The 22,302-nt window shown below is 33.3% G+C and carries 18 protein-coding genes; 8 read left to right on the forward strand and 10 right to left on the reverse strand.

The annotated features are described in order from the left end of the window. Window positions 1–22: 22 nt before the first annotated feature. On the reverse strand, window positions 23–679 hold the full coding sequence (locus tag ABID42_RS11900) for an RNA polymerase sigma-70 factor (RefSeq protein ID WP_367283839.1): 657 nt from the start codon (window positions 677–679) through the stop codon (window positions 23–25). Between the two features lie 150 nt (window positions 680–829). Continuing rightward, the gene (locus ABID42_RS11905; RefSeq protein ID WP_367283840.1) at window positions 830–1,222 is read right to left on the reverse strand and encodes a VanZ family protein; all 393 of its coding nucleotides are present in this window, start codon (window positions 1,220–1,222) and stop codon (window positions 830–832) included. Between the two features lie 182 nt (window positions 1,223–1,404). Between ABID42_RS11905 and ABID42_RS11910 the strand changes: the two genes are divergently transcribed. Both ABID42_RS11910 and metG read left to right on the forward strand, forming a co-directional pair. Next, on the forward strand, window positions 1,405–3,015 hold the full coding sequence (locus ABID42_RS11910; RefSeq protein ID WP_367283841.1) for a beta-N-acetylhexosaminidase: 1,611 nt from the start codon (window positions 1,405–1,407) through the stop codon (window positions 3,013–3,015). A 501-nt stretch (window positions 3,016–3,516) separates the two neighbouring features. Next, window positions 3,517–5,550, forward strand: coding sequence for a methionine--tRNA ligase (metG, locus tag ABID42_RS11915; RefSeq protein WP_367283842.1), 2,034 nt, complete (start codon window positions 3,517–3,519; stop codon window positions 5,548–5,550). A 390-nt stretch (window positions 5,551–5,940) separates the two neighbouring features. Here the strand turns inward: metG and ABID42_RS11920 are convergent, their stop codons facing one another. The 3 genes from ABID42_RS11920 to ABID42_RS11930 all read right to left on the reverse strand — a co-directional run bounded on the left by ABID42_RS11920 (window position 5,941) and on the right by ABID42_RS11930 (window position 9,628). Then, on the reverse strand, window positions 5,941–6,696 hold the full coding sequence (locus ABID42_RS11920) for an SDR family NAD(P)-dependent oxidoreductase (RefSeq protein ID WP_323689081.1): 756 nt from the start codon (window positions 6,694–6,696) through the stop codon (window positions 5,941–5,943). A 32-nt stretch (window positions 6,697–6,728) separates the two neighbouring features. Then, window positions 6,729–7,487 (reverse strand): NIPSNAP family protein, encoded by a 759-nt coding sequence (locus ABID42_RS11925; protein ID WP_367283843.1) that lies wholly within the window; start codon window positions 7,485–7,487, stop codon window positions 6,729–6,731. Between the two features lie 71 nt (window positions 7,488–7,558). Beyond that, window positions 7,559–9,628: an OmpA family protein gene (locus tag ABID42_RS11930; RefSeq protein WP_367283844.1), complete on the reverse strand. Its 2,070-nt coding sequence runs from the start codon at window positions 9,626–9,628 to the stop codon at window positions 7,559–7,561. 91 nt (window positions 9,629–9,719) lie between these two features. On the opposite strand from ABID42_RS11930, the gene pth reads away from it, so the two are divergent. Further along, window positions 9,720–10,280, forward strand: a complete 561-nt coding sequence (pth, locus tag ABID42_RS11935; RefSeq protein WP_367283845.1) for an aminoacyl-tRNA hydrolase — start codon at window positions 9,720–9,722, stop codon at window positions 10,278–10,280. Window positions 10,281–11,144: 864 nt separating this feature from the next. Here the strand turns inward: pth and rlmB are convergent. Continuing rightward, window positions 11,145–11,930 (reverse strand): 23S rRNA (guanosine(2251)-2'-O)-methyltransferase RlmB, encoded by a 786-nt coding sequence (gene rlmB, locus ABID42_RS11940; protein ID WP_323689085.1) that lies wholly within the window; start codon window positions 11,928–11,930, stop codon window positions 11,145–11,147. A 536-nt stretch (window positions 11,931–12,466) separates the two neighbouring features. On the opposite strand from rlmB, the gene ABID42_RS11945 reads away from it, so the two are divergent. Continuing rightward, a complete protein-coding gene (locus ABID42_RS11945; RefSeq protein ID WP_367283846.1) occupies window positions 12,467–13,054 on the forward strand; it encodes a lipocalin family protein in 588 nt (195 codons plus the stop codon). A gap of 41 nt (window positions 13,055–13,095) precedes the next feature. Here the strand turns inward: ABID42_RS11945 and ABID42_RS11950 are convergent, their stop codons facing one another. Beyond that, window positions 13,096–13,416 carry an MGMT family protein gene (locus ABID42_RS11950; protein ID WP_367283847.1) on the reverse strand — a complete coding sequence of 107 codons (321 nt, stop codon included), beginning with the start codon at window positions 13,414–13,416 and terminating at the stop codon, window positions 13,096–13,098. A 1-nt stretch (window position 13,417) separates the two neighbouring features. After that, entirely contained in the window at window positions 13,418–13,990 is a 573-nt protein-coding gene (locus tag ABID42_RS11955) for a DUF3109 family protein (RefSeq protein WP_323689088.1), read from the reverse strand. 271 nt (window positions 13,991–14,261) lie between these two features. Here ABID42_RS11955 and ABID42_RS11960 point away from each other — a divergent pair, with 271 nt between their 5' ends. After that, window positions 14,262–16,679, forward strand: coding sequence for a LysM peptidoglycan-binding domain-containing protein (locus ABID42_RS11960; protein ID WP_367283848.1), 2,418 nt, complete (start codon window positions 14,262–14,264; stop codon window positions 16,677–16,679). A 109-nt stretch (window positions 16,680–16,788) separates the two neighbouring features. Here the strand turns inward: ABID42_RS11960 and ABID42_RS11965 are convergent, their stop codons facing one another. Both ABID42_RS11965 and ABID42_RS11970 read right to left on the reverse strand, forming a co-directional pair. After that, window positions 16,789–17,436, reverse strand: coding sequence for an O-methyltransferase (locus ABID42_RS11965; RefSeq protein ID WP_367283849.1), 648 nt, complete (start codon window positions 17,434–17,436; stop codon window positions 16,789–16,791). Window positions 17,437–17,452: 16 nt separating this feature from the next. Continuing rightward, entirely contained in the window at window positions 17,453–18,589 is a 1,137-nt protein-coding gene (locus tag ABID42_RS11970) for a glycosyltransferase family 4 protein (protein WP_367283850.1), read from the reverse strand. Between the two features lie 295 nt (window positions 18,590–18,884). Here ABID42_RS11970 and ABID42_RS11975 point away from each other — a divergent pair, with 295 nt between their 5' ends. The 3 genes from ABID42_RS11975 to mtgA all read left to right on the forward strand — a co-directional run bounded on the left by ABID42_RS11975 (window position 18,885) and on the right by mtgA (window position 22,245). After that, the gene (locus tag ABID42_RS11975) at window positions 18,885–20,117 is read left to right on the forward strand and encodes a M16 family metallopeptidase (RefSeq protein ID WP_367283851.1); all 1,233 of its coding nucleotides are present in this window, start codon (window positions 18,885–18,887) and stop codon (window positions 20,115–20,117) included. 109 nt (window positions 20,118–20,226) lie between these two features. Next, on the forward strand, window positions 20,227–21,348 hold the full coding sequence (hemW, locus tag ABID42_RS11980) for a radical SAM family heme chaperone HemW (protein ID WP_367283852.1): 1,122 nt from the start codon (window positions 20,227–20,229) through the stop codon (window positions 21,346–21,348). A gap of 93 nt (window positions 21,349–21,441) precedes the next feature. Continuing rightward, window positions 21,442–22,245 carry a monofunctional biosynthetic peptidoglycan transglycosylase gene (gene mtgA, locus ABID42_RS11985; protein ID WP_323689094.1) on the forward strand — a complete coding sequence of 268 codons (804 nt, stop codon included), beginning with the start codon at window positions 21,442–21,444 and terminating at the stop codon, window positions 22,243–22,245. The last annotated feature ends 57 nt before the right edge of the window (window positions 22,246–22,302 follow it).

Genomic DNA, 22,302 nt, shown 5'->3' on the forward strand with positions numbered 1-22,302 from the left:
TTAAAATAGTGTTTAGAGTCCGTTAAAGAAATAAGGTTAAAACCAAACTGAACAAGGAAGGATTATTCAGAACAACGTCTCTTAAATGCACTAATGCTTTGTTGATGTGTGCTTCAATGGTTTTTGTTGCCAATTGTAATTCGTCTGCAATTTCCTTGTACTTTTTCCCTTCAAAACGGTTCATTAAAAATACTTTCTGGCATTGCGGAGGTAATTGAGCGATGGCTTGTTCAATTTGTCTTTGCAAATCATCATAAAACAACATTTGGTCGGGCGAAACATTTGATTCAGGAAATTGTAAATCAGTATTTTCGAAAGATTGACTATGATTGCCTTGTTCTTGTTGTAAATACAAAAAGCAACGATTTCGAACCGAAGTAAATAAATACGCTCGGAAAGAAGAATTGATGTTTAAATAAACTTGGTTTTTCCAGATGTTATAGAAAATCTCTCCGATAATGTCTTCAGCCACATCTTTGGCATAAACAAATCTTACAGCATGGCTACAAAGAGGTTTGTAATAACGATTATAAAGTAATTCAAATCCCTTTTTAGGATCTTCTGTGAAAGCCTGTTTGATAAAGAATTCATCATCCATAACTTTTCCAGACTCAGGCGTTTGAAATGCCTGAGTTTTAGGGAAGCTATTTGTTGATTGAGATGATATATTTTCTAACATAATTTTTAATGATAAATTCTTGAGATTGTTGATGAAGTGTATTTTAATTGTATAATTAACTATTAAAATAATTCAATTAAGAGCATAGACAAAAAAAAGGTTTCGCACCCTTAGTTAAGTTCAAGAAAAAGTAAATATTTTGCAAATTAATTATTTTTTTGGAATTAATTTGCTGAAAATCAGCCAAATAAAATATCCAATAATTCCGCCAATTCCATCGGCTACTGTATCGTACCAATCAAAACTTCGGTGAAAATCTTCCGGTAAAATACCTTGCCAGAATTCTATGGCAATGCCATAAAGTATTCCGATTAAAATAACTTTCCAAGCTTGTGAAGTATGGAATAACCAGAAAAAAGTAAAACCTGCGAAAGCGATGAAATGGTTCGCTTTGTCGTTCATTTTTTCGCCTTGCGGAATATGTTCGCTGGGAATGGTGCAAAGCACGAAAATCAGAATGGTCCAGAAAATCGCTGGAAATTTGAAGTTGAGGAGTGTTGTGATAGCTTTCATACACAAATTTACAAAAACTATCGTTTGCATAGTTTTAAAATTAGTTTGTAAAATACTATCAAAAACCATTAAAAATTTTGCAAATCGGAAATATATTGCATTTTAGTAAAAATAATTTTGATTTTACCCTACAGAAAATTTTATGATTGACTTTTTTTACTTTACTTTTGACCCATCTGTAATACTTTACTATTATCCATAATAAATAAACCATGAAAAAGCTATTTGTTTGTTTATCGTTGTTGATTGGGTCATTTGCTAGTTTTGCCCAAAATCAATACAACATTATTCCTCTGCCTCAAAAACTTACGCCACAGTCAGGCGAATTTGTAGTAGGGAAAAACACTGTTATTGTTTCAACTTCCGAATTTAAAGATGTTGCTAATTTCTTGAATGAACAATTGAATTTAGTAACTGGCTCAAGCAAAAAAGTAAGTATCAAAGAAAAAGGTTTAGCAAATTCTTCTATCCAATTTGTAAAAAATGAATCTTTAGGAGACGAAGCTTATACCTTAAAAGCAAGCTCAAAACAAGTAGTTATTACTGCCAAAACTGCCAAAGGTGCGTTTTATGGCGTACAAACTTTGTTACAATTATTGCCAACACAAGTATTCAGTGAAGCGAAAGTAGAAGGCTTAAAACTATCTGTGCCAAATTGTATCATTGAAGATGCTCCACGTTATGTGTATCGTGGTTTGCATTTAGATGTAGGTCGTCATTTCTTCCCAGTTACTTTCGTAAAGAAGTATATTGATTTAATAGCTTTGCACAAATTCAATACTTTTCACTGGCATTTAACAGAAGACCAAGGTTGGAGAATTGAAATCAAAAAGTATCCAAAATTGACTGAAATTGGTTCTGTAAGAAAAGAAACTTTAGTCGGTCGTTACGGTTCTGGAAAATATGATGGAAAACCTTATGGCGGTTTTTACACGCAAGACGAAGTAAAAGATGTGGTAGCTTATGCAAAAAAGAAGTTTGTCACAATCATTCCTGAAATTGAAATGCCGGGTCATGCGCAAGCAGCTTTGGCGGCTTATCCAGAATTAGGTTGTAATCCAGATAAAATTTACCAAGTACATACAACTTGGGGAGTTTCAGATGATGTTTTTGCTCCGAGAGAAGAAACGTTCACTTTCTTAGAAAACGTATTGACAGAAGTAATGGCATTATTTCCGGGACAATACATTCACATTGGTGGAGATGAATGTCCAAAAACACAATGGAAATCAAGTCGCTTTTGTCAGGATTTAATGAAACGTGAAGGCTTAAAAGATGAACATGAATTGCAAAGTTATTTCATCCGTAGAATTGATAAATTCATTACTTCAAAAGGTAGAAAAATGATTGGTTGGGATGAAATCTTAGAAGGTGGTTTATCGCCAAATGCAACGGTAATGTCATGGAGAGGTGAAGAAGGAGGAATTGCTGCTGCCAAAGAAGGTCATGATGTAATTATGACACCGGGTTCGCATTTGTACTTAGACCATTACCAAGCTGACCCAAAAACTGAACCTTTGGCAATTGGTGGATTCTTAACTTTAGAAAAAGTTTATAGCTACGAACCTGCTCCAAAAGAATTAACAGCAGACCAAAAGAAATTTATTCTTGGACTTCAAGCAAACGTTTGGACGGAATATATGCAAACGAGCGATTACGTAGAATACATGGTTTTCCCAAGAGCTTGTGCCGTTTCAGAAGTAGCTTGGTCGCCAATTTCAACAAGAAATTATGCTGATTTCACAAAACGTTTGAAAACACATGTTGAGCGTTTAGGAAATTTGAAAGTAAATTATGCGAAGGGCTTTTTGAGTGCGAAATAGCTTTTAGCTGTGAGCTATGAGCTTTGAGTTTTCTTAAATTCTGGTAAACAAAAGTTCATAGCTATTGATAATTTTAAAATCCGATTGCGAAAGTTCATACTTAGCAATCGGATTTTTTGTTTCAAAACTGATGGCTCAATGCTGAAAGCTCATAGCTCCAAGCTGAAATCTGATAAAAATCCGACCTATTTTTATAACTTTGCGGACTTAATGAATAAATATAGATGTTTATTGTAAGATTCTTTTTTAAGAATCTATAAACTAACAATTTATATTAATCTGGCGTAAGCAAATTTCGAAATTCCGCTGTTTGAGCGAAGCGAGTTTCGGAATTTCTTGACTTTCTTTTGTTACTTTTCTTGTGTCAAGACAAGAAAAGTAAGGTCTTCCCAAAGGGAAAAACTATTTATGATATAAGTTATTTTTGCTGTTACTCTTATTTAAAGTTTTATAATTTTATGAAACGTCAATGAACGTTTTCGTTCAATCGATACAAATTTTATGAGCAAACCATTCAAAAGAACCACCGTTACGGCAGCGTTGATTTATGCCAACGGCCCTATTCATATCGGACATATCGCAGGCTGTTATCTGCCAGCAGATATTTATGTGCGTTATTTACGTGCTACTGGACAAGATGTAAAGTTTATTTCTGGAACAGATGAACACGGTGTACCTATTACCATCAAAGCCAAAAAAGAAGGCGTTACTCCACAAGAAGTAGTTGATAAATACTATGGAATCATCAAAGATTCTTTCGAAGAATTTGGGATTTCTTTTGATATTTATTCAAGAACTTCAAACAAAGTTCACCATGATATGTCGCAAGATATTTTTAAAAATATCTACGATAAAGGTCAATTTGTGGAAGAAACTACCGAACAGTATTATGATGAAAAAGCTCAGACTTTCTTAGCAGACCGTTATATCATCGGTACTTGTCCGAAATGTGGTAACGAAGGAGCTTATGGCGACCAATGTGAGCGTTGTGGTTCAACACTTTCGCCAACGGAATTAATCAATCCACGTTCGGCTTTGAGTGGTGAAAAACCAGTAATGAAAGAAACCAAAAACTGGTATTTGCCTTTAGATGTGATGCAACCAGCTTTGGAAAAATACGTTGAAAGTCACCCGGAATGGAAAACCAACGTAATGGGACAAGTAAAGTCTTGGCTAAACGACGGACTAAAACCACGTGCGATGACTCGTGATTTGGATTGGGGAATCAAAGTTCCTTTGCCAGATACCGAAGGAAAAGTAATGTACGTTTGGTTCGATGCTCCAATCGGTTATATTTCTATGACCAAGGAATTGACCGAAGATTGGGAGAAATATTGGAAAGACGAAGAGACACGATTGGTGCATTTTATCGGAAAAGATAATATCGTTTTCCACTGTTTGATTTTCCCTGCGATGTGTATGGCTGACGGTAGATTCATTTTAGCGGATAATGTGCCAGCGAATGAATTTATGAATTTAGAAGGCGACAAAATCTCTACTTCAAGAAACTGGGCAGTTTGGTTGCACGAGTACTTGCGTGAATTTGAAGGTAAACAAGATATTTTACGTTATGTATTGGCGGCTTCCGCACCAGAAACTAAAGATTCAGATTTTACTTGGAGTGATTTCCAAGTGCGTAACAATTCTGAATTGGTAGGTATTTTTGGGAATTTCGTCAATCGTGCAGTAATTCTTACAGAAAAGAATTTTGAAAGTAAAGTACCTCAATTAGGCGAACTGAACGATTACGATAAACAAGTATTGGCTACTTTGTCTGAAATGCCAGCTAAAATTGGAGATTCAATTGCCAATTATCGTTTCCGTGAAGCTTTGGCTTTGATGATGGACGTAGCTCGTTTGGGGAATAAATATTTGGCAGAAACTGAGCCTTGGAAAGTAATCAAAACTGACAGAGAACGCACAGCAACGATTTTGAATATCGGTTTACAGATTGCGGCAAATCTTTCTATTTTGGCTGAACCTTTCTTGCCATTTACGGCGGAGAAAATTCGTCGAATTTTAAATGTAGAAGCTTTTGCTTGGAGTGAAGCTGGTCGTGCAGATTTGTTATCAGAAGGACAAGCAGTAACGAACATCGGGCTTTTATTTGAAAAAGTAGAAGATGCTACGGTTGCCGCTCAAGTACAAAAATTAGAAGATGCCAAAATGCAAAATCTTTTAGCTGGGAAAGAAGTACCAGCTTTAAAAGAAGAAATTCAATATGATGATTTTGCGAAAATGGATATTCGTATAGGTACAATCATCGAAGCGGAGAAAGTAGCGAAAAGTAAAAAGTTATTGAAATTGAAAATTGAAGACGGTATTAAACAAAGAACAATTTTGAGTGGTATCGGCGAACACTTTCAGCCTGAAAATATCATTGGTCAGCAAGTAAGTTTCTTAGCGAATCTTGCTCCAAGAAAAATGATGGGAATGGAATCTGAAGGAATGATTTTGATGGCAGAAGATAAAGATGGTTCTTTAGCTTTTGTTCAACCAAGTAAAAATGTTTGGAACGGTGGAACGGTAGCTTAACAAAAAAATCCTAAATATAAAAATAAAGCCCCGGTTCTTGAATCGGGGCTTTATTTTTTGAAGGTCGTTCTAGTATAGCAAAACTATAGAGAAATATACTCAATCAAATTCTACTAAAATCTAAATAAATTTAAGAAATACTTATAAATGAAATAAGGACAGGAGAAACCCCCGCCCTTATCTGTTTAACCTCTAAACCTATTTAACTATGAAAATTAATACAAATATAAGCTAAATTCTGGTTATTTAAACATTAAATGTCCCATGAATTTTTACTATTTTTTGACGAAATGGCATTTTAAGTGATAAAACTTGAAAATAGATGTACATACAGACATTTTATAAATTTTGTAAACAATTTATTAATGTATCAAAATGATAATTCTGTTTTCAAGCCCCTCGATTGATGACAGTTGCTGATGCTTGTGCCACTGGAAACAAGGTAATATCTGCCATGACAACATGAGCAGGACGACTAACTGCAAAAGCGATAATTTCTGCAATGTCTTCTGCCTTCAAGGGTTCAAACCCTTTATAAATTGCATCTGCCTTTTCTTCGTCTCCTTTGAAACGAACTAATGAAAATTCGGTTTCAACAGCTCCCGGAGCTACGTTGGTTACTTTAATGCCGAATGGATTTAAGTCTAAACGCATTCCTTCTGAAATTGCTTCAACTGCTGCTTTCGAGGCACAATATACATTTCCATTTGGATAGGTACTTTTGCCAGCAATTGAACTTAGATTAACAATGTGTCCTTGCTTTCTAGCTTTCATCCAAGGCATAATTACTTTTGAAACATAAAGTAATCCTTTTACATTGCCATCAATCATAGCATCCCAATCGTCGGTTGAGCCATCTTGAATGGGACCCATACCATGCGCATTGCCAGCATTATTGACTAAGATGTCTATATTCTTTTCTGAATCAGAAAGCGAATTCAGTGCATTTTCTACTTGTTCTTTATTTCTTACATCAAAAGTAAGTATTTGCACATTTACTTTCTTAGAAAGACTTTCTTTTAAAGCATCAAGTTTTTCGATTCGTCTTCCGCACAAAATTAAATTGATTCCTAAATCTGCAAAGGCTTCAGCGGTAGCTTTTCCGATTCCAGAGCTTGCACCAGTAATAAGAGCTAATTTGGGCATTTTTTTCTATTTTAATGAAGTAAGGCGTTGAATTATTTCAATGGCGAAAATTCAACTGGATACATATATTCTGATGTTACTTTTACTGTTAATGAACTTCCTGCTTTTTCTTCAGAAGCTTTTCTTACAGCTTGCCACTCTGGGTCAGCACCGAATGTTTTGAATGAAGCCAAACCTGCTTCTTTGGTTTTGTGTGCTAAGAAATAGATTAAAGTATTTTCTGAGCCTTGTTCTTTATCAGTAGGTGTACAATAAATAATATTACTCATGCCATGTCTTTCAAATAATTTCAAGGTATGATTTCTAAAACGGTCTAACAATCCTGAAAGATTATTTGGCGTAGCAATATAAGTTCTTAATTCAAAAACTCTGTCGCCAACACTTTTTAAATTATTAGGCGAAAAATCAGTTGTTTTCAAGAAAGTACTCTCTACTTTAGCCACAATTTCGCCATTTGCTGTAGTTTCTTTCATCACTTTTACCCAACCTTTGTCGCTCATAAAGTTTTTCCAAGATTTTTCACGAGCTTCACGAGAAGGATATGATAACACATAAACCATTTTATTGTCTTTGTTATCTAAAGGCAACCAAAATCCTTCTAAACGCATTTTATGTTTCTTGAAATAATGAAGAGTATGTTCTTTAAAACGATTCATCAATACATCAAATTTGCCATCACTAGCATAATAAACTCTTAATTCATATACACGGCTATTGGCATCATCAGCTTTGGCTTGCATCGAAAAGCTTGTCAATAAACATAAAAGGAAGACAACGATTTGGTTTTTCATGGTTTTTGGAAATGATTGATTTTGAATCAGTGAAAATAATTGTTTTGTTATTTGAAATACTTATCCAAAACTTATAAAACAGTCAATTCTACTCTTCTGTTTTTCTTTTTGTTCTCTTCCGAATTATTAGGCAAAAGTGGTTTGTTACTTCCGTAGCCTTTGTAATGTAATCTATTTTCATTGATTCCTTTGCTGACGAAATAATTAAAAACAACTCTAGCTCTATTCTCCGAAAGGGCAAAATTTAGTCTTGTATCTCCAATATTATCTGTATGTCCACTAATTTCAATCTTGACCTGTGGGGCATTTTTCAGAAGCTCCACCATTTTATCTAGCTCTTCGTATGAAACCGATTGCAATATAAAGCTACTTTGTTCAAAATAAACATTATCAAGTGTAATAGATTGCCCATGTTCAATCTGAACAAAATCTTTTACTTTAGAGCTCTCGATGGGTGCTTTTGTCTTAGGAACATCTACAGTAGCTACACTTTTGCTACTGTTTACAGCAGGTTTTCTTTTCAACAAAACGGTATAAAAAACAGCTTTTTTAGAAGACGCATATTGTACTTGTTCTACTTTTAGTTCGTAATCTTTTGCAAAAGATTCTATTTGATAATTGTCTTTTTCTGTCAAAGCCAAATGATATTCCGTTACATCATTAGAAGTATTTACTGTAAAAGCTTTCTTTGTTTTATTTCCAGTGATTTTAAAGGTAGCAGGTAAAATTTTACCACTTGTTGAATCAATCGCAGATAATACCAAACCTTTTATTTTTTGCTTAGGAGTCAAAAAACAATCTAATTCGGCTTGTTTTAGCTTTACAAATTCTTGCTGATACTTTTCAAAACCATTGGTGTTGATTTCAAGATGATACTTGTCTTCAGGAATTAAACTTATCAAAACATCACCGTTTTTCAACTTTTCGATTTTGGGTTGATTGGCTTTATTACTGAGATTGACAAGCTCAATTTTATCCGCAATAATGGGTTCACCATTAAGTTTATTTTTTGTTTTTATTGTTAAATGATGAAGGTTTCTTTCAAGACGGATAGTATAAACGTACTTTTTGGTAGGATTAAAATCTGCCATATTAAAAGTACTTTGTTTGGTAATATAATGTTCCGCAGCAGTTTCAACGGTAAAAATCTCTTGACTGCTCACTCTTACACTAGCTTTTACTTCATTTTTAAAAACGATATTTCTTTTCAGATGCTCCAATTTAACATTAATAAAAGCTTTAATTGGTTTTTCTGTTTCAGCATCAATTACTTCAAAATGTACTGGAAGACTATTTTTGTAGAGCATAAAATTGACTGAATTGCCTTGAGGTGCTTTCAGTACTTTTTCTTTGAGCTCTATATAATCTTCGGCATTGATGATGAATTCATATTTACTTGAAAGTTTCAAATTCGCACTATAATCATCAGAATTCGGTTTTTTTGACGCATTTTTAATTTCAGAAGCATTCAAATCAACCACTTTTACTTGGGCATTTTTGATAGATTCTTTAGTGTCGGCATCTAATACTTTGATTGATAAAGGATAGCGTTCAAAAACCAATGGAATGGCAAATTCATGATGATTAGTATTGACAAAATCTTTGATGGAAATCGTTGAATTGCCATCTGCAAAACCATCTGCTCTTACCGATACTTTCAAATTATCTTGTTGTGATAATTGAATAGAAAAAAAAGTATTTTTTGAAGAAGTACTTCCTTTGAAAATCTCTCCAGTTCTTTCTGACGTAATTATAAAATCGGCTAAAACACTTTCATTATTGGCTTTATTAATGGCAGTGAAATTGACGGTAACAATCTTATTTTGAACTCCCGATTTTGTAGTTGAAGTAATTGTATTGCTTGCTTTTGTTGAAGTGTTTTTTAGGGAATCAAGAATGTTTTTTTCTGAAAAAGGCACTGAAGCAAAAGACTCGGCACGATTTTTATAGTTTATTGAAGTAAGTAAATCATTTTTTGAATTGAAACTATTGAACTCTACAGTGTTGAGGTCAGTAAGATTACCCCAATTAAATTGGGCTTCTGTAGTGCTTTGATTTTTTGAAAAGGCTGATTCCTTCATCAAGCACAACGTTAATGCGAGTAGGGCTGGGCTGATTTTAATAGTAGCTTTGTTTTTCATGGGTGGATAAATACTATACAAAATTACTTAATTTTGACGACTCATTCATGAAAAAAAGAATACAAAGTTAATTTCAAATATTTAATACAAAATGAAATACCTGATTGTTGGTCTTGGAAATATTGGTCCAGAATACTTGCTTACTAGGCATAATGTTGGTTTTATGGTGTTGGATCGTCTGGCGAGTAATTTCGAAGTGAAGTTCTCAATGGGTCGTTTAGCTTATCATGTAGAAATTAAACATAAAGGAAAACAAATTCATTTAATTAAACCAACCACTTACATGAACTTGAGTGGAAAGGCGGTTAATTATTGGATGAAAGAATTGAAGATTGAAAAGGAGAATACTTTAGTCATTACGGATGATATTGCACTCCCTTTTGGCAAGCTTAGAACCAAAGTGAAAGGTTCGCATGGGGGACACAATGGTTTACGAAATATTGAGGAAGTATTGGGTTCGTCAGCTTATCCTCGTTTGAGATTTGGAGTAGGGGATGATTTTGGTAAAGGAAGACAAGTAGAATACGTTTTAGGAAACTTTGAAGGAGCACAATTAGATGAATTACCAGAACATCTCGATCGTGCCATAGACATTATTTTGAGTTTTTGTTTACAAGGTGTCGATAAGACAATGAATGCTTTTAATCAATAATTGGATTATTCAAAGAATTTTAAAATTATTAAAAATAATTTATAACAAAACATTTGCAATGTTTTTGTTATGCAAGCAGAATAATATTTCGATTGTAATTGTTTTTGTTTCGTAATTAAGTGTTTTTCTGTTGATTTTTAGGTAGTTACTACTATAAAATTGGAAAGACTTAACACAAATCATTTGCATATTTATATAATATTGCACAACTTTGCATCGTTAATCATGTAAATGAATCTTTGTACAAAACCACGAATTATTTTTTTATTAATTTTAAAAAATAACTAAAAAAATAAACTTTTTTCAAATAAAAATTGTAGTATTGTCATAGAGGAACGATGAAGGAATTAATTGATAGTCGTTTAATAAAGTAGAAAATTATACATCGTTTATGAGGTCTGAATAGATTCATCCACCAGCGACGATTTGTTTATATAATTTAAGAATTTTCATAGTTAAATAGGTTTAGAGGTAAGATGGAAAGGGCGTTTCTTTTGGAGACGCCACTTTTTAAAAATTAAAGCTAAGTTTTGTGAATTTGGAATTGCGTTGGAAAAACTTAGTTTCTTGAATTGAATAGTTATTTTTCATAGTTAAATAGGTTTAGAGGTAAGACGGGAAAGGGCGTTTCTTTTAGAGACGCCTCTTTTTAAAAACAATTAGAGAATCTGGATGTGTTAAAGAGTTGAGTTTATTCTTCTAATTTTTGAATAGAAAAGGTGCAGTTATTTTTCATAGTTAAATAGGTTTAGAGGTAAGATAATAAAGGACATAGCCATTGGTTATGTCCTTTTTTTATGCAGTAAATACAAAAAGCCCTCCGTATCCGTTACGAAGGGCTTTCTAATTATAGTTTTCTTGATTTTAAACTAATCGTTTACGAACTACTTCATAAAGGATTACTCCCGTCGCTACTGATACGTTTAATGAACCAACACGACCAACTAAAGGAATTGTCGCTAATTCATCAACAGAACGCATCAAATCATCCGAAATTCCGTCTTCTTCAGAACCCATGATAATGGCTGTTGGGATTGAAAAATCAACATCGTAAATATTTTTAGAAACTTTTTCAGAACAAGCTACAACTTGAATTCCTGAGTTTTGTAAAAATCTCACAGTATGAAATAAGTTTTCTTCACGACAAACTGGTAAAAAGTTTAAGGCTCCAGAAGAAGTTTTCATGGCATCAGCATTGATTTGTGCAGCTCCTTTTGTTGGAATTACAATGGCATGAACACCAGTACATTCGGCAGTACGAGCAATTGCACCAAAATTACGCACATCGGTAATTCTATCTAATACTAAAATTAAGGGTACTTCACCTTTTTCATATACATCAGCCACAATGTTCTCTAGTTTAGCATAATTGATAGCCGAAACGAAAGCAATAACACCTTGGTGATTTTTACGAGTAATTCTATCTAACTTTTCAACTGGTACTTTTTGAACTGGTACTCCTTTCAAACGAGCAAATTCTAAAACTTCTAAACTGCCAAGTTCTCTTTGAACAAGTAATTTGTCGATTTCTTTGCCAGAGCGAAGTGTTTCTAAAACTGATTGAATACCAAATACTATATCTTTATTTTCTGGTTTTGCTTGGTTAAAATATTTGAAAGGCTTCTTTGGTCCTTCAGAATGGTTTTCCATTGTTGTTGTATTTAATTGATTATTTTATTCATCTTCAAAATATTGTCAAAGCAATATTTTTGTAAAGTTCGGAAACTTTTTACTCTGTTTTTAATTTTTGATGAAGAAAGGCAATAAGAGTGTCTTTTTTACGTAAATAAGAAGGTTTTTTAAGTCATTATTTTAAGTTTTACTAAGAAAAAATGGGTGTTTACAAGTGATTAGAGGCATGAAGTAGCACCGCTTATTTATTAAACGGTTGTATTTTACAAAAAAAATGTTTTATCTTTGTGTCGTACTCTGTGGAAATGTACAAATCGTTCTTTGAATTCACATTAATATAATCCTTTCTTTAATTACTGTTTTTCAGTAGCTTACTTTTTATTATTTCATTCTCCTGAACAATCTCAGGAAACAAATTCCACAGAATAATCCTAATTACTAAATTTTCAAACATTGTTTTTTTTCTGTTAAGGTTTCGTCTTGCTTATCGAGTGATTCTTTAATTATTGTTCACGTAAACCAAAAGAGGTTTACCTAAATCCCAAATCAAGGATATGAAAAAATTGATTAAATTGACAGCAACCATGCTTATACTTGGTTCTGTAGTTTACGCTTGTAAGGTTAAACAACAACAAACTAACCTTTCTTCCGAGATTAAACAAGCTATACTACCAAACAAAAGTGATGCTTTGATTACTGAAATGTTAGCCAAAAGTTGGGTGATTAATGTAGTGAATTATCAAGCTGATACTCGTAAAAATGTTTTGTACGAACGTGGCGTAGCAGCCAATTTGCATGATTATTCGAAGGAGTCTTTTAGACTGACAACTGAAGAGCGTGTTGATTATACTGATGGAGCAGGAAAAACCCATCACGGTACATGGACTTTGAAAGAAGATAATACTAAATTACTAATGGATTTTGAGGATGGTCAAGAAATAACATGGGATATTATTAATACCGATAAAAACCATTTAGACTTACATCTTGCTATTGATGCTAAAAAAGTAAAATGGGATATTCATGATTTGAATCATATTGATATCCCGACTGCGGTAGTTTTTGCAGGTTTTTATGCAGGAATTGTAGATGAAGATACCCAGAAAGTAAATGTGACGTATCGAATGATGCCAAGAAGCTAAATAAAAAGCCATTTGTCGTTGAGGCAAATGGCTTTTTGATTTTATAATAATTCTTTTGTTGGCGACCAGAAAAGCTCTTTAAAGTTTTGAATCTTGTCGTTTTTAACAATAATTCCTTCGTTTTCAAGTAATTCTTGCATTCTGTTTCCACCAAAAAAGGCTTTGCCAGTTAGTACTCCATTACGATTCACTACTCTATGTGCAGGAATCGTATCATCATTGTGTGAGGCATTCATTGCCCAACCGACCATTCTAGCGCCACCTTTTCCACCCAAATATTCAGCAATTGCTCCGTAAGAGCTTACTCTTCCATGAGGAATCAACCGAACTACTTCGTAAATATCATCAAAGGCATTTTTCATTTTATAATTGTTCTCTGTCTCTGGCTTCGTTCAACAATTCTTGATACCAAGCTTCTCCGTATTTTCTAATCAAAGGTTCTTTCAAGAATTTGTACAGTTCAACACCCAATTGTTCTCCATGCGTACAAGCATCTGAACAAATATGCCAGCGGTCATAATTGAGGGCTTCATAATGTTCGTACTTGGTAATTCGGATAGGATAGAGGTGGCAAGAAATCGGTTTTCTCCAAGATATTTTACCATCAAAGAAAGCCTGTTCAATTCCACATTTCAGAATGTTTCTATCATCATAAATAGCATAAGCACATTCTCTGCCTTTGATGACTGGCGTAGAAAAATCGCCTTCCCAATCTTTCACATAAATGCCTTCTTCTTCAATTGCTTTGATACCTTCTTGTGAAAGATATGGTTTTACATCTTGATAGATTTGTTCCATAATAGGAAGCTCGTCATCGTTCAATGGAGCACCCAAATCGCCTTCCACACAACAAGCACCTTTACATTTTATGAGGTCACAAACGAAGAATTTCTCAATAATATCATCGCTGATGACGGTGTCTTCTATCAAAATCATATTCAATTTTTATTTTTATGTACATCTTGGCATGCTTTTTTAGCAAGAAGAGAAAGCAAAATTACTTAAAATTTTATCGAATACCTGCAATCATCATAATTTGACTTGTGTCTTTTTGAAATTTCAGGCAAGGTTTTTGGTAATTACGCAATAAAGATATTTAACTATTGAAGCTTTAATTGTACTTTAGGTATTTATTTGAGTGTACTGATAAACTATTTTTCGATGAAGAGAGTATCTTTTCATATTAATTCCTAAGAATTTCTAAATTATGAACAAGTACATTTTGTTATTGATTATTGTATTTTCTCCTTTTGTTTCTTCTCACGCACAGTCTTTACCTCGTAGTATCAAGGTTGGTTCTGTTAATGTAAAATATGATAGCTATGCACGAAACATCATTGAAAAAGAAATACAAAGTTTAAATAATAATCGTAAATATTTAGATGTACTTGTGGACAAAATGGTCATTCACTTTCCAGTGATTGAACGAATTTTAGCCGATGCGGGCGTTCCAGACGAAATAAAGTATTTATGTGTACAAGAAAGTGTATTTGACCCAGAGGCTATTTCTATTTCAGGAGCGGTTGGTTATTGGCAATTTAAAACTGAAACAGCCAGAGAAGTAGGTTTGAGAGTCGATGGGTTTGTTGATGAAAGAAAACACTTGGCGGCATCTACCAAAGCTGCTGCGATATATTTAAATAGGAATAATCAACTTTTAAAAAATTGGATGACAACCCTGCTTTCCTATCGTATCGGGCAAGGTGCTATTAAAAATCATCCTGCTACAGATTGGGTTGGTAAAAAAGAAATCACCGTTACTAACACTACAGATTGGTATTTACTTCGTTTTTTGGCACATAGATTTTTTTTAGAAAGTGAATACAACAAAGCCAAAAACAGCTCGAATAATGATTTCTTGTATGAATACAGTAACAGTAAAGGCAAAAGTGTTAATGAAATTGCCAATGAATTAGCTGTTAGTCCAGCATTTATTGCTCAAAATAATGCTTGGCTGAAAGGAACTACTGTTCCTAAAGATAAAGACTATGTGGTTTACGTACCGATGAGTAACCAAAAGTATAGAGACCTCAGCCAAAATAATTTAAGTCCAAAGCCAACAGTTAATCCAAGTACTCAGGTGCAAGATTTAGGTTTTCCAGTACTCGTGAGGCTTACTCAAGGGAACAGTAAAACTGAGCCAATTTTTTATGAAATAAACGGAAAAAGAGGAATCCTTTCAATTGATGGCGATACTCCTGCAAGCATTGCCAATCGTGGCGATATTAGCCTGAGTAAATTCTTGAAATTTAATGATTTGGATGCTGATAGTAGAATCATTCCTAATGAAGTTTATTATTTGAGGAAAAAAGACCACCGTGCGGTAGTGGCTTATCATACCGTAGAAAGTAATGAAACACTTTGGTCAATCTCTCAAATATATGGGATTCATTTAGAGGATTTAATGGCTAAAAATAGAATTCCCCAAATGCAACGCTTACAAAAAGGAAGACTTTTATGGTTAATTGAAACCAGACCAGATACACCGATTCAAATTGTAGATTCAAAGAAAGATACTCCTAAAATAAGTAACACTACTGAAAAAACAGTGGTTGTAACCAATACTCCAAAAGAAACAGAGGATAAACCGGTTATCATTACAGAAAAGCCAAAAGAGGAAAAGAAAGCTGAAATAGACACCAAGGAATTGAAGCCAGTGAATCCTGTTGTTGTAGAGACAAAAGAAAAAGTAATTGCGAAAGAACCAATTCCTACAACTGATAAAGTAAAAACAACAGTGGCTTCTCCAGAGCCTTCTAATATACCTAAAGTGGAGGATAAAGTATTAACTAGAGAAATAAAGGCTCATGTTGTTTCTGCCAAAGATACTTATTTTGGCATTGCCCAATTTTACGATATGAAAGTAGGCGAAGTATTGAGTTTAAATAATATTAAGCTTGATGAAAAATTGCAAATCGGGCAAGTAATTAAAGTTTATAAACCAGCTACTTCATTAGTTTCTGGAGCGAGAGAAAACGAAAAAACTCCAGAAGTAAAGATTGTTGAAAGCAAAACGAAAGATAAAAATATTACCACTAAGCCTGAGCAGATTGTAAAGGTAATTCCAGAAGTAAAACCGAGTACAAAAACCAACGTTTCGACAAAAGAAATAAAAGATGCTGTTGAAAAACCATCAGTAGGCAATCCTAGTACAAGTAAAATATTTACAAAAGAGGAGAAAGATATTCCTAAGCCAGAAGCGTCTAAAGTAATTGCCAAAGAAGAAACAGCGAAACCTAGTTTAAAAAATACGCATACCGTTAAAGCCAAAGAAACGCTTTATAGTATTTCAAAAATGTATGGAATTACAGTGGCTGAAATCAGAAAATGGAACAAACTAAATAGCAATATTGTAGAAATTGATCAAGAATTACTGGTATCGAACAGTACAATTATGCCTTCTGTGAAATTAGTAGAAGAACCAGATTCAGAAAAAGTTGCTCCGAAAGTAATTAAAGAAACTGTTCAAACGAATGGCAACAATGTATATCATGTTGTAAAAGCTGGAGAAACTGTTTTCAGAGTATCCAAAATTCATGGTGTTACCGTTGACCAAGTGGTAAAATGGAATAATCTGAAGAATTTTTCAGTAAGTGTTGGACAAAAGTTGTTGATTAAGAAGTGAGAGCTAAGATGTTGGAAGCAAGACACAAGATTTGAGATTCAAGACTCAAGTTAAAAGAATTTTACCTCTTATATCTTGTGTCTTGCTACTTGTCTCTAGCTTCTTATGCCTAAAGTTTTCTACTAATCATCAAGCCATCTCTCAAAGGCATCAAAATATTTTCGGTTCTTGGGTCTTCGTGACACATCTTATTGAAATTCAGCAGGTTTTGTGTGTCTTTGTCTATTTTTTTGCCTTGCTCAATATTGGCTACTTTTCCACTCCAAAGTACATTGTCAGAAATAATGTAACCACCTTTTCTTACTTTATCAAAAATTAAATCATAGTATTTTGCATAACTCATTTTATCTGCATCAATAAAAACGATGTCGAATACTTCATCCAAAGTCGGAATTATTTCGGCGGCATCTCCAATTCTGTAATCAATTTTATCTGCATATTCAGAATCATCAAAGAATTGTTTGGTAAAACTTTCTAATTCTTCATTGACATCAATCGTGATAATTTTTCCTCCTTCTACCAATCCTTCTGCCAAACATAAAGCAGAATAACCTGTATAAGTACCAATTTCCAAAATACTTTTGGCCTGCATCATGTGCGAGAACATCGCCAATACTCTTCCTTGCAAATGCCCTGAAAGCATTCTTGATTGTAATATCTTTGCATGAGTTTCTCTGTTGAGTTTTGCTAATAAATCACTTTCTGGAGAAGTATGGTTTTCAGAATAATCGTTGATATTTTGAGGTAAAAAGTCCATTTTTGATATTGAGATTTTAATAAGATGATGCTAAAGTATTCTGATAAATATTGACCAATTGTTTGGCAATATTTTCGGCTGAAAATTGTGCGATATGTTGTTTCCCGTCTAAAACCATTTGTTTTCGTAAAGATTTATTCGACAAAACTTGTAGGATTTTACTTGATAAATCATTCAAATCGTCAGGATTAGCATATAAAGCGCCTTTTCCTCCAGCTTCTTCCAAACATGAACCTGTAGCCGCAATCACTGGAATGCCTGAATGCAAAGCTTCTAAAATAGGAATGCCAAAACCTTCAAAAAATGAAGGATACACAAATAAAGAACTACCTTGATACAAAGCTGGTAAATCTGAAAAAGGCACTTTATTGAATATTTTGATATTGCTAAGTGAGTGTTCCTGAATATAACTTTCAATTTGTTTTTGATAATCGGATTTTCCACCAACTAATATCAATTCATAATCTGCCAAATGTAATTTATGAAAGGCTTTTACCAACATTAATTGGTTTTTTCGTTCGGCGATGGTGGCGACACAAAGCAAGTATTTTTTATGAATATCGTACTTTACTTTTATCGAATCTATTTGTTCTTCCTCAAGTTTTGTTTTGAAAATAGCATCAGAATCTTGATAAATAACTTCAATTTTTTCTGGATTTATCTGATAGAAATTTACAATATCTCTTTTGGTTTGTTCGCTAATGGCTACAATTACATCGGCATGTTGACAAGCTTTTTTAAATTTAATTTGATAAATGAAGCGGTCGAAAGCTGGATATAAATTGGGATAACGCTCAAAAATCAAATCATGAATGGTGACGATTGATTTGATTTTTTTCCTTTTCAATCCAATAGGCAATTCATTACTTAATCCATGAAAAATTTGAATTTCATCTCTTTTTAAATCCTTACCGATTAAAAAACTTCTCCAAAAAGATTTTAACTTTTTCGATTTAGGCAGTTTAATCTTGAAGTTGACTAAGGCTTCGTTTATGTATTTTTCAGTGAAAGGAGCTTTATTGATTTTTGGCGTGTAGGCAAAATAATTGTTTTCTGGAGCGTACTTTAACAATGCGTCAATGATAAACCGACTATAATTTCCCAAGCCTGTATTGTTATTAAAAGCTCTTTTGGCATCAAAACCGATTTTCATTTTTATTGATTAATGAGTGAAATAATGGGTGATTTTAGCAATATGAAAATTAATTTCAAATATTACTGCACAAAATTACCCTGAATTGGGTTAAATAAAAACGAGTAAGCCTTCTTTCCTGATGATAAATGTTAATTCAGAGAATGATTTCCTGTTTTTGCAGGCGATTCAATGTGATTACTCTTTTGTTTTATGGCATACTAGCCTTAAAGTAATAACTTTGTATTTAATTAGATTAAATTTTTATAAAGTATTCAATTCATCAATTTCAGCTTTGAATACAAATTAATACCGCATGTTAGATATACAAGAATATAGATTACCGAATGGAATCAGAGTAGTGCATCGTCAAGTAACACATACTGCTATTTCACATATCGGAATCATGTTAGATATGGGTAGTCGTGATGAAAAAGCGCACCAGCAAGGTTTGGCTCATTTTTGGGAGCATATGGCCTTTAAAGGAACTAAAAAACGTACTTCATTACAGATTATCAATCGTTTAGAAATTGTTGGAGGAGAATTAAACGCCTATACTACCAAAGAAAAAATCTGTTTTCATGCTTCTGTTCTTACGCCACATTACGAACGTGCCTTGGAATTGTTGGCTGATATTACTTTCAATTCTAACTTCCCTGATAAGCAAGTAGAGCGTGAAAGAGGTGTGATTTTGGAGGAAATGGCGATGTACTACGATTCGCCTGAAGATGCTATTCAAGATGATTTTGATGAAATCGTTTTTGCAAATCATCAATTAGGGAAAAACACATTAGGTAATCAAGAAAGTGTTTCTAGATTTAGCAGACAAGATTTATTAGATTTTATCGCTGAAAATTTAGATACTGGAAGAGTAATTTTTTCATCCATTGGTAATATTCCTTTCAAAAAAGTAATTCATTATGTAGAGAAATTTTTAAAAGATATTCCTGCTAAATCTTCTAATTTGGTGCGTGTAGCACCTGTAGATTACAAACCCCAGAATATTAGCATTACTAGAAGTATTACCCAAGCGCATGTGGCTATTGGTAGAAATGCTTATGCTTTGGCTGATGACAAACGTTTGCCGTTTTTTATGTTGGTTAATTTGTTAGGTGGTTTTGGGATGAATTCAAGATTAAACCTTGCTGTGCGTGAACGCAATGGCTTGGTTTATGCCATTGATGCAGGTTATACTCCTTTTATTGATACAGGTTATTGGGGAATTTATTTCGCCACAGAAGCAAAGCGATTGAATAAAGTAAACACGCTAATTTTAAAAGAACTCAAAAAACTAAGAGATATTTCGCTGACTAAAACGCAATTGATTAATACCAAAGAGCAATTGATGGGACAAATGGCGATGTCTGAAGAAGGCAATATGAGTTTTATGTTGATGATGGCGAAAAGTCTTTTAGATATTGATAGAATTGATACTTTGGATGAATTATTCGAGCAAATCAAAAACGTTTCGGCGACTCAATTACAAGATTTGGCCAACGAAATGTTTCAAGAAGAAGATTTAAGTTATTTAACATTCCTACCAGAGTAATTTTAATTTGAAAATTTAAACCGATTTGAAAATTTGAAAATGAAAGCTTGGGAATAATTAATATCATTTTCAAATCTGCTTATTTTCAAATTTTCAAATTATTTTCTCTTTGCATTTATACATCCACATTCCCTTTTGCCGACAGGCTTGCCATTATTGTGATTTTCATTTTAGTACTTCTCTGAAAGTAAAGGATGAAATGGTAAATGCTATTTGTCAAGAAATTAGGCTTCAAAACAAATATCTTCAAGATAAAAATTTAAGCACCATTTACTTCGGAGGGGGAACGCCATCTTTATTAGAAGAAAAAGATTTAGCATTGATTTTTGAAACTATTCATCGGCATTATCAAGTAATAGATGGCGCTGAAATTACTTTAGAAGCTAATCCGGATGATTTGAATTTAGAAAAATTGCGTTCTTTTAAACGTTTTGGAATCAATCGTTTAAGTATTGGAATTCAGTCTTTTAACGAGAATCATTTGAAAAAAATCAATAGAATTCATACCGCTCAAGAGGCTGAAACTTGTGTAAAACTGTCGCAAGACCTAGGAATTCATAATTTGACGATTGATTTGATTTACGCCATTCCGTCGGATAGTCATGCGATTTTTGAAAATGATTTGGCAAAAGCAACCGCTTTAAACTTGAATCATATTTCTGCCTATTGTTTGACAATCGAACCAAAAACTGTTTTTGGAAAATGGCTTAAACAAGGTAAAATAGAAGTAATTAATGACGAATTTGCCAGTCAACAATTTGAAATGTTAGTTAATCATTTAGCTTCAAATGGTTTTGAGCAATATGAAATTTCGAATTTTGCTCACAATAACCAATATGCTAGGCATAATACCAGTTATTGGAAACAAGAAGAGTATTTAGGCATTGGACCTTCAGCGCACAGTTTCAACCATTTAAGCCGACAATATAATGTTGCTAATAATGCTAAGTATTTAAATGCTTTATCAACGGAACAAATTCCAGCAACGATAGAAATTCTGACGAAAGAAGATAGAATAAACGAGTACTTATTGACTGGATTAAGAACTAAATGGGGTTGCGAGTTGAAAAAACTCAATCAATTATTAGAAAATGATTTCCTTGAATTCAACCAAGATATTTTGAAAAATCAGTTTTCAGAAGGTTTTTTATGGATTGAAAATGATACTTTATTGATTACCGAAAAAGGGAAATTATTTGTAGATAGAATCGCCTCAGATTTGTTTTTTTAGCCTTGAAATGTATTTATGAATTTCAAAGGTGCTTTTCTTTTCAGTGAATTCTTCGTTTTTTTGTATTTATGTTAACCGATAACCATCTTATACATGGCTAAAAATACATTCAGAACTCCTCCACAAGAAGAGAAAACTAACAAGAAGCGTACTGTTCAATCTTCATTGAATGATGATATCGACGTATCCAACAAACGCCATCCAATAGTACAACTTGTTATTTCTTATTGTATTAAGTTTTTAATTTACTTCTTTTCCATTTCATTAGCTTGGGTATTGGTTTTGAAATTTGTACCAATTTGGGTTACTCCAACAATGATTGACCGTAAAGTTACAGCCATTTTTGAAGGTAGAGATTCTGAAATTCACTCTGATTGGGAACCTTACGAAAATATTTCAAAAGAGGCAGCTTTGGCAGTTGTTGCTTCAGAAGACCAACTTTTCCCTCAGCATTTGGGCTTTGATTTTAATGCCATGTGGGGAGCTTTTCGTCATAATTTAAAAGGAAAAAAAATAAAAGGAGCAAGTACTATTTCTCAGCAAGTAGCCAAAAACGTATTTCTTTGGCAAGGAAGAAGCTATGTTAGGAAAGTATTAGAAGTATATTTTACTTTTTTGATTGAAGTAATTTGGGGTAAAGAAAGAATCCTAGAAGTATATTTGAATGTAGCAGAAATGGGGAAAATGACCTTTGGTGTAGAAGCTGCCGCTTTGCGTTATTACGGACACAGTGCCAAATTAATCAACAGAGCAGAAGCTGCTAGAATTGCTGCCGTTTTACCAAGTCCCAATAGATTTTCAATTGCCAATCCATCTAAATATGTTCAAAAAAGAACAAATTTCATCATGAGACAAATGAGAGGATTAGGAGGAAAAGCTTATATCGCTGATTTATAAAACATAAACTATGAAGTTGAATTAGCAATTTTCAAGATAATTTCATTGAATAAAAAG

The sequence above is a fragment of the Arcicella rosea genome (genome assembly GCF_040543805.1).
GTDB classification, from domain to species: domain Bacteria; phylum Bacteroidota; class Bacteroidia; order Cytophagales; family Spirosomataceae; genus Arcicella; species Arcicella rosea.

What these genes read in the sequence shown, in the direction of transcription:
- ABID42_RS11900 (WP_367283839.1), bottom strand. Translation starts at nt 679, where the DNA reads ATGTTAGAAAATATATCATCTCAATCAACAAATAGCTTCCCTAAAACT.
- ABID42_RS11905 (WP_367283840.1), bottom strand. Translation starts at nt 1,222, where the DNA reads ATGCAAACGATAGTTTTTGTAAATTTGTGTATGAAAGCTATCACAACA.
- ABID42_RS11910 (WP_367283841.1), top strand. Translation starts at nt 1,405, where the DNA reads ATGAAAAAGCTATTTGTTTGTTTATCGTTGTTGATTGGGTCATTTGCT.
- metG (WP_367283842.1), top strand. Translation starts at nt 3,517, where the DNA reads ATGAGCAAACCATTCAAAAGAACCACCGTTACGGCAGCGTTGATTTAT.
- ABID42_RS11920 (WP_323689081.1), bottom strand. Translation starts at nt 6,696, where the DNA reads ATGCCCAAATTAGCTCTTATTACTGGTGCAAGCTCTGGAATCGGAAAA.
- ABID42_RS11925 (WP_367283843.1), bottom strand. Translation starts at nt 7,487, where the DNA reads ATGAAAAACCAAATCGTTGTCTTCCTTTTATGTTTATTGACAAGCTTT.
- ABID42_RS11930 (WP_367283844.1), bottom strand. Translation starts at nt 9,628, where the DNA reads ATGAAAAACAAAGCTACTATTAAAATCAGCCCAGCCCTACTCGCATTA.
- pth (WP_367283845.1), top strand. Translation starts at nt 9,720, where the DNA reads ATGAAATACCTGATTGTTGGTCTTGGAAATATTGGTCCAGAATACTTG.
- rlmB (WP_323689085.1), bottom strand. Translation starts at nt 11,930, where the DNA reads ATGGAAAACCATTCTGAAGGACCAAAGAAGCCTTTCAAATATTTTAAC.
- ABID42_RS11945 (WP_367283846.1), top strand. Translation starts at nt 12,467, where the DNA reads ATGAAAAAATTGATTAAATTGACAGCAACCATGCTTATACTTGGTTCT.
- ABID42_RS11950 (WP_367283847.1), bottom strand. Translation starts at nt 13,416, where the DNA reads ATGAAAAATGCCTTTGATGATATTTACGAAGTAGTTCGGTTGATTCCT.
- ABID42_RS11955 (WP_323689088.1), bottom strand. Translation starts at nt 13,990, where the DNA reads ATGATTTTGATAGAAGACACCGTCATCAGCGATGATATTATTGAGAAA.
- ABID42_RS11960 (WP_367283848.1), top strand. Translation starts at nt 14,262, where the DNA reads ATGAACAAGTACATTTTGTTATTGATTATTGTATTTTCTCCTTTTGTT.
- ABID42_RS11965 (WP_367283849.1), bottom strand. Translation starts at nt 17,436, where the DNA reads ATGGACTTTTTACCTCAAAATATCAACGATTATTCTGAAAACCATACT.
- ABID42_RS11970 (WP_367283850.1), bottom strand. Translation starts at nt 18,589, where the DNA reads ATGAAAATCGGTTTTGATGCCAAAAGAGCTTTTAATAACAATACAGGC.
- ABID42_RS11975 (WP_367283851.1), top strand. Translation starts at nt 18,885, where the DNA reads ATGTTAGATATACAAGAATATAGATTACCGAATGGAATCAGAGTAGTG.
- mtgA (WP_323689094.1), top strand. Translation starts at nt 21,442, where the DNA reads ATGGCTAAAAATACATTCAGAACTCCTCCACAAGAAGAGAAAACTAAC.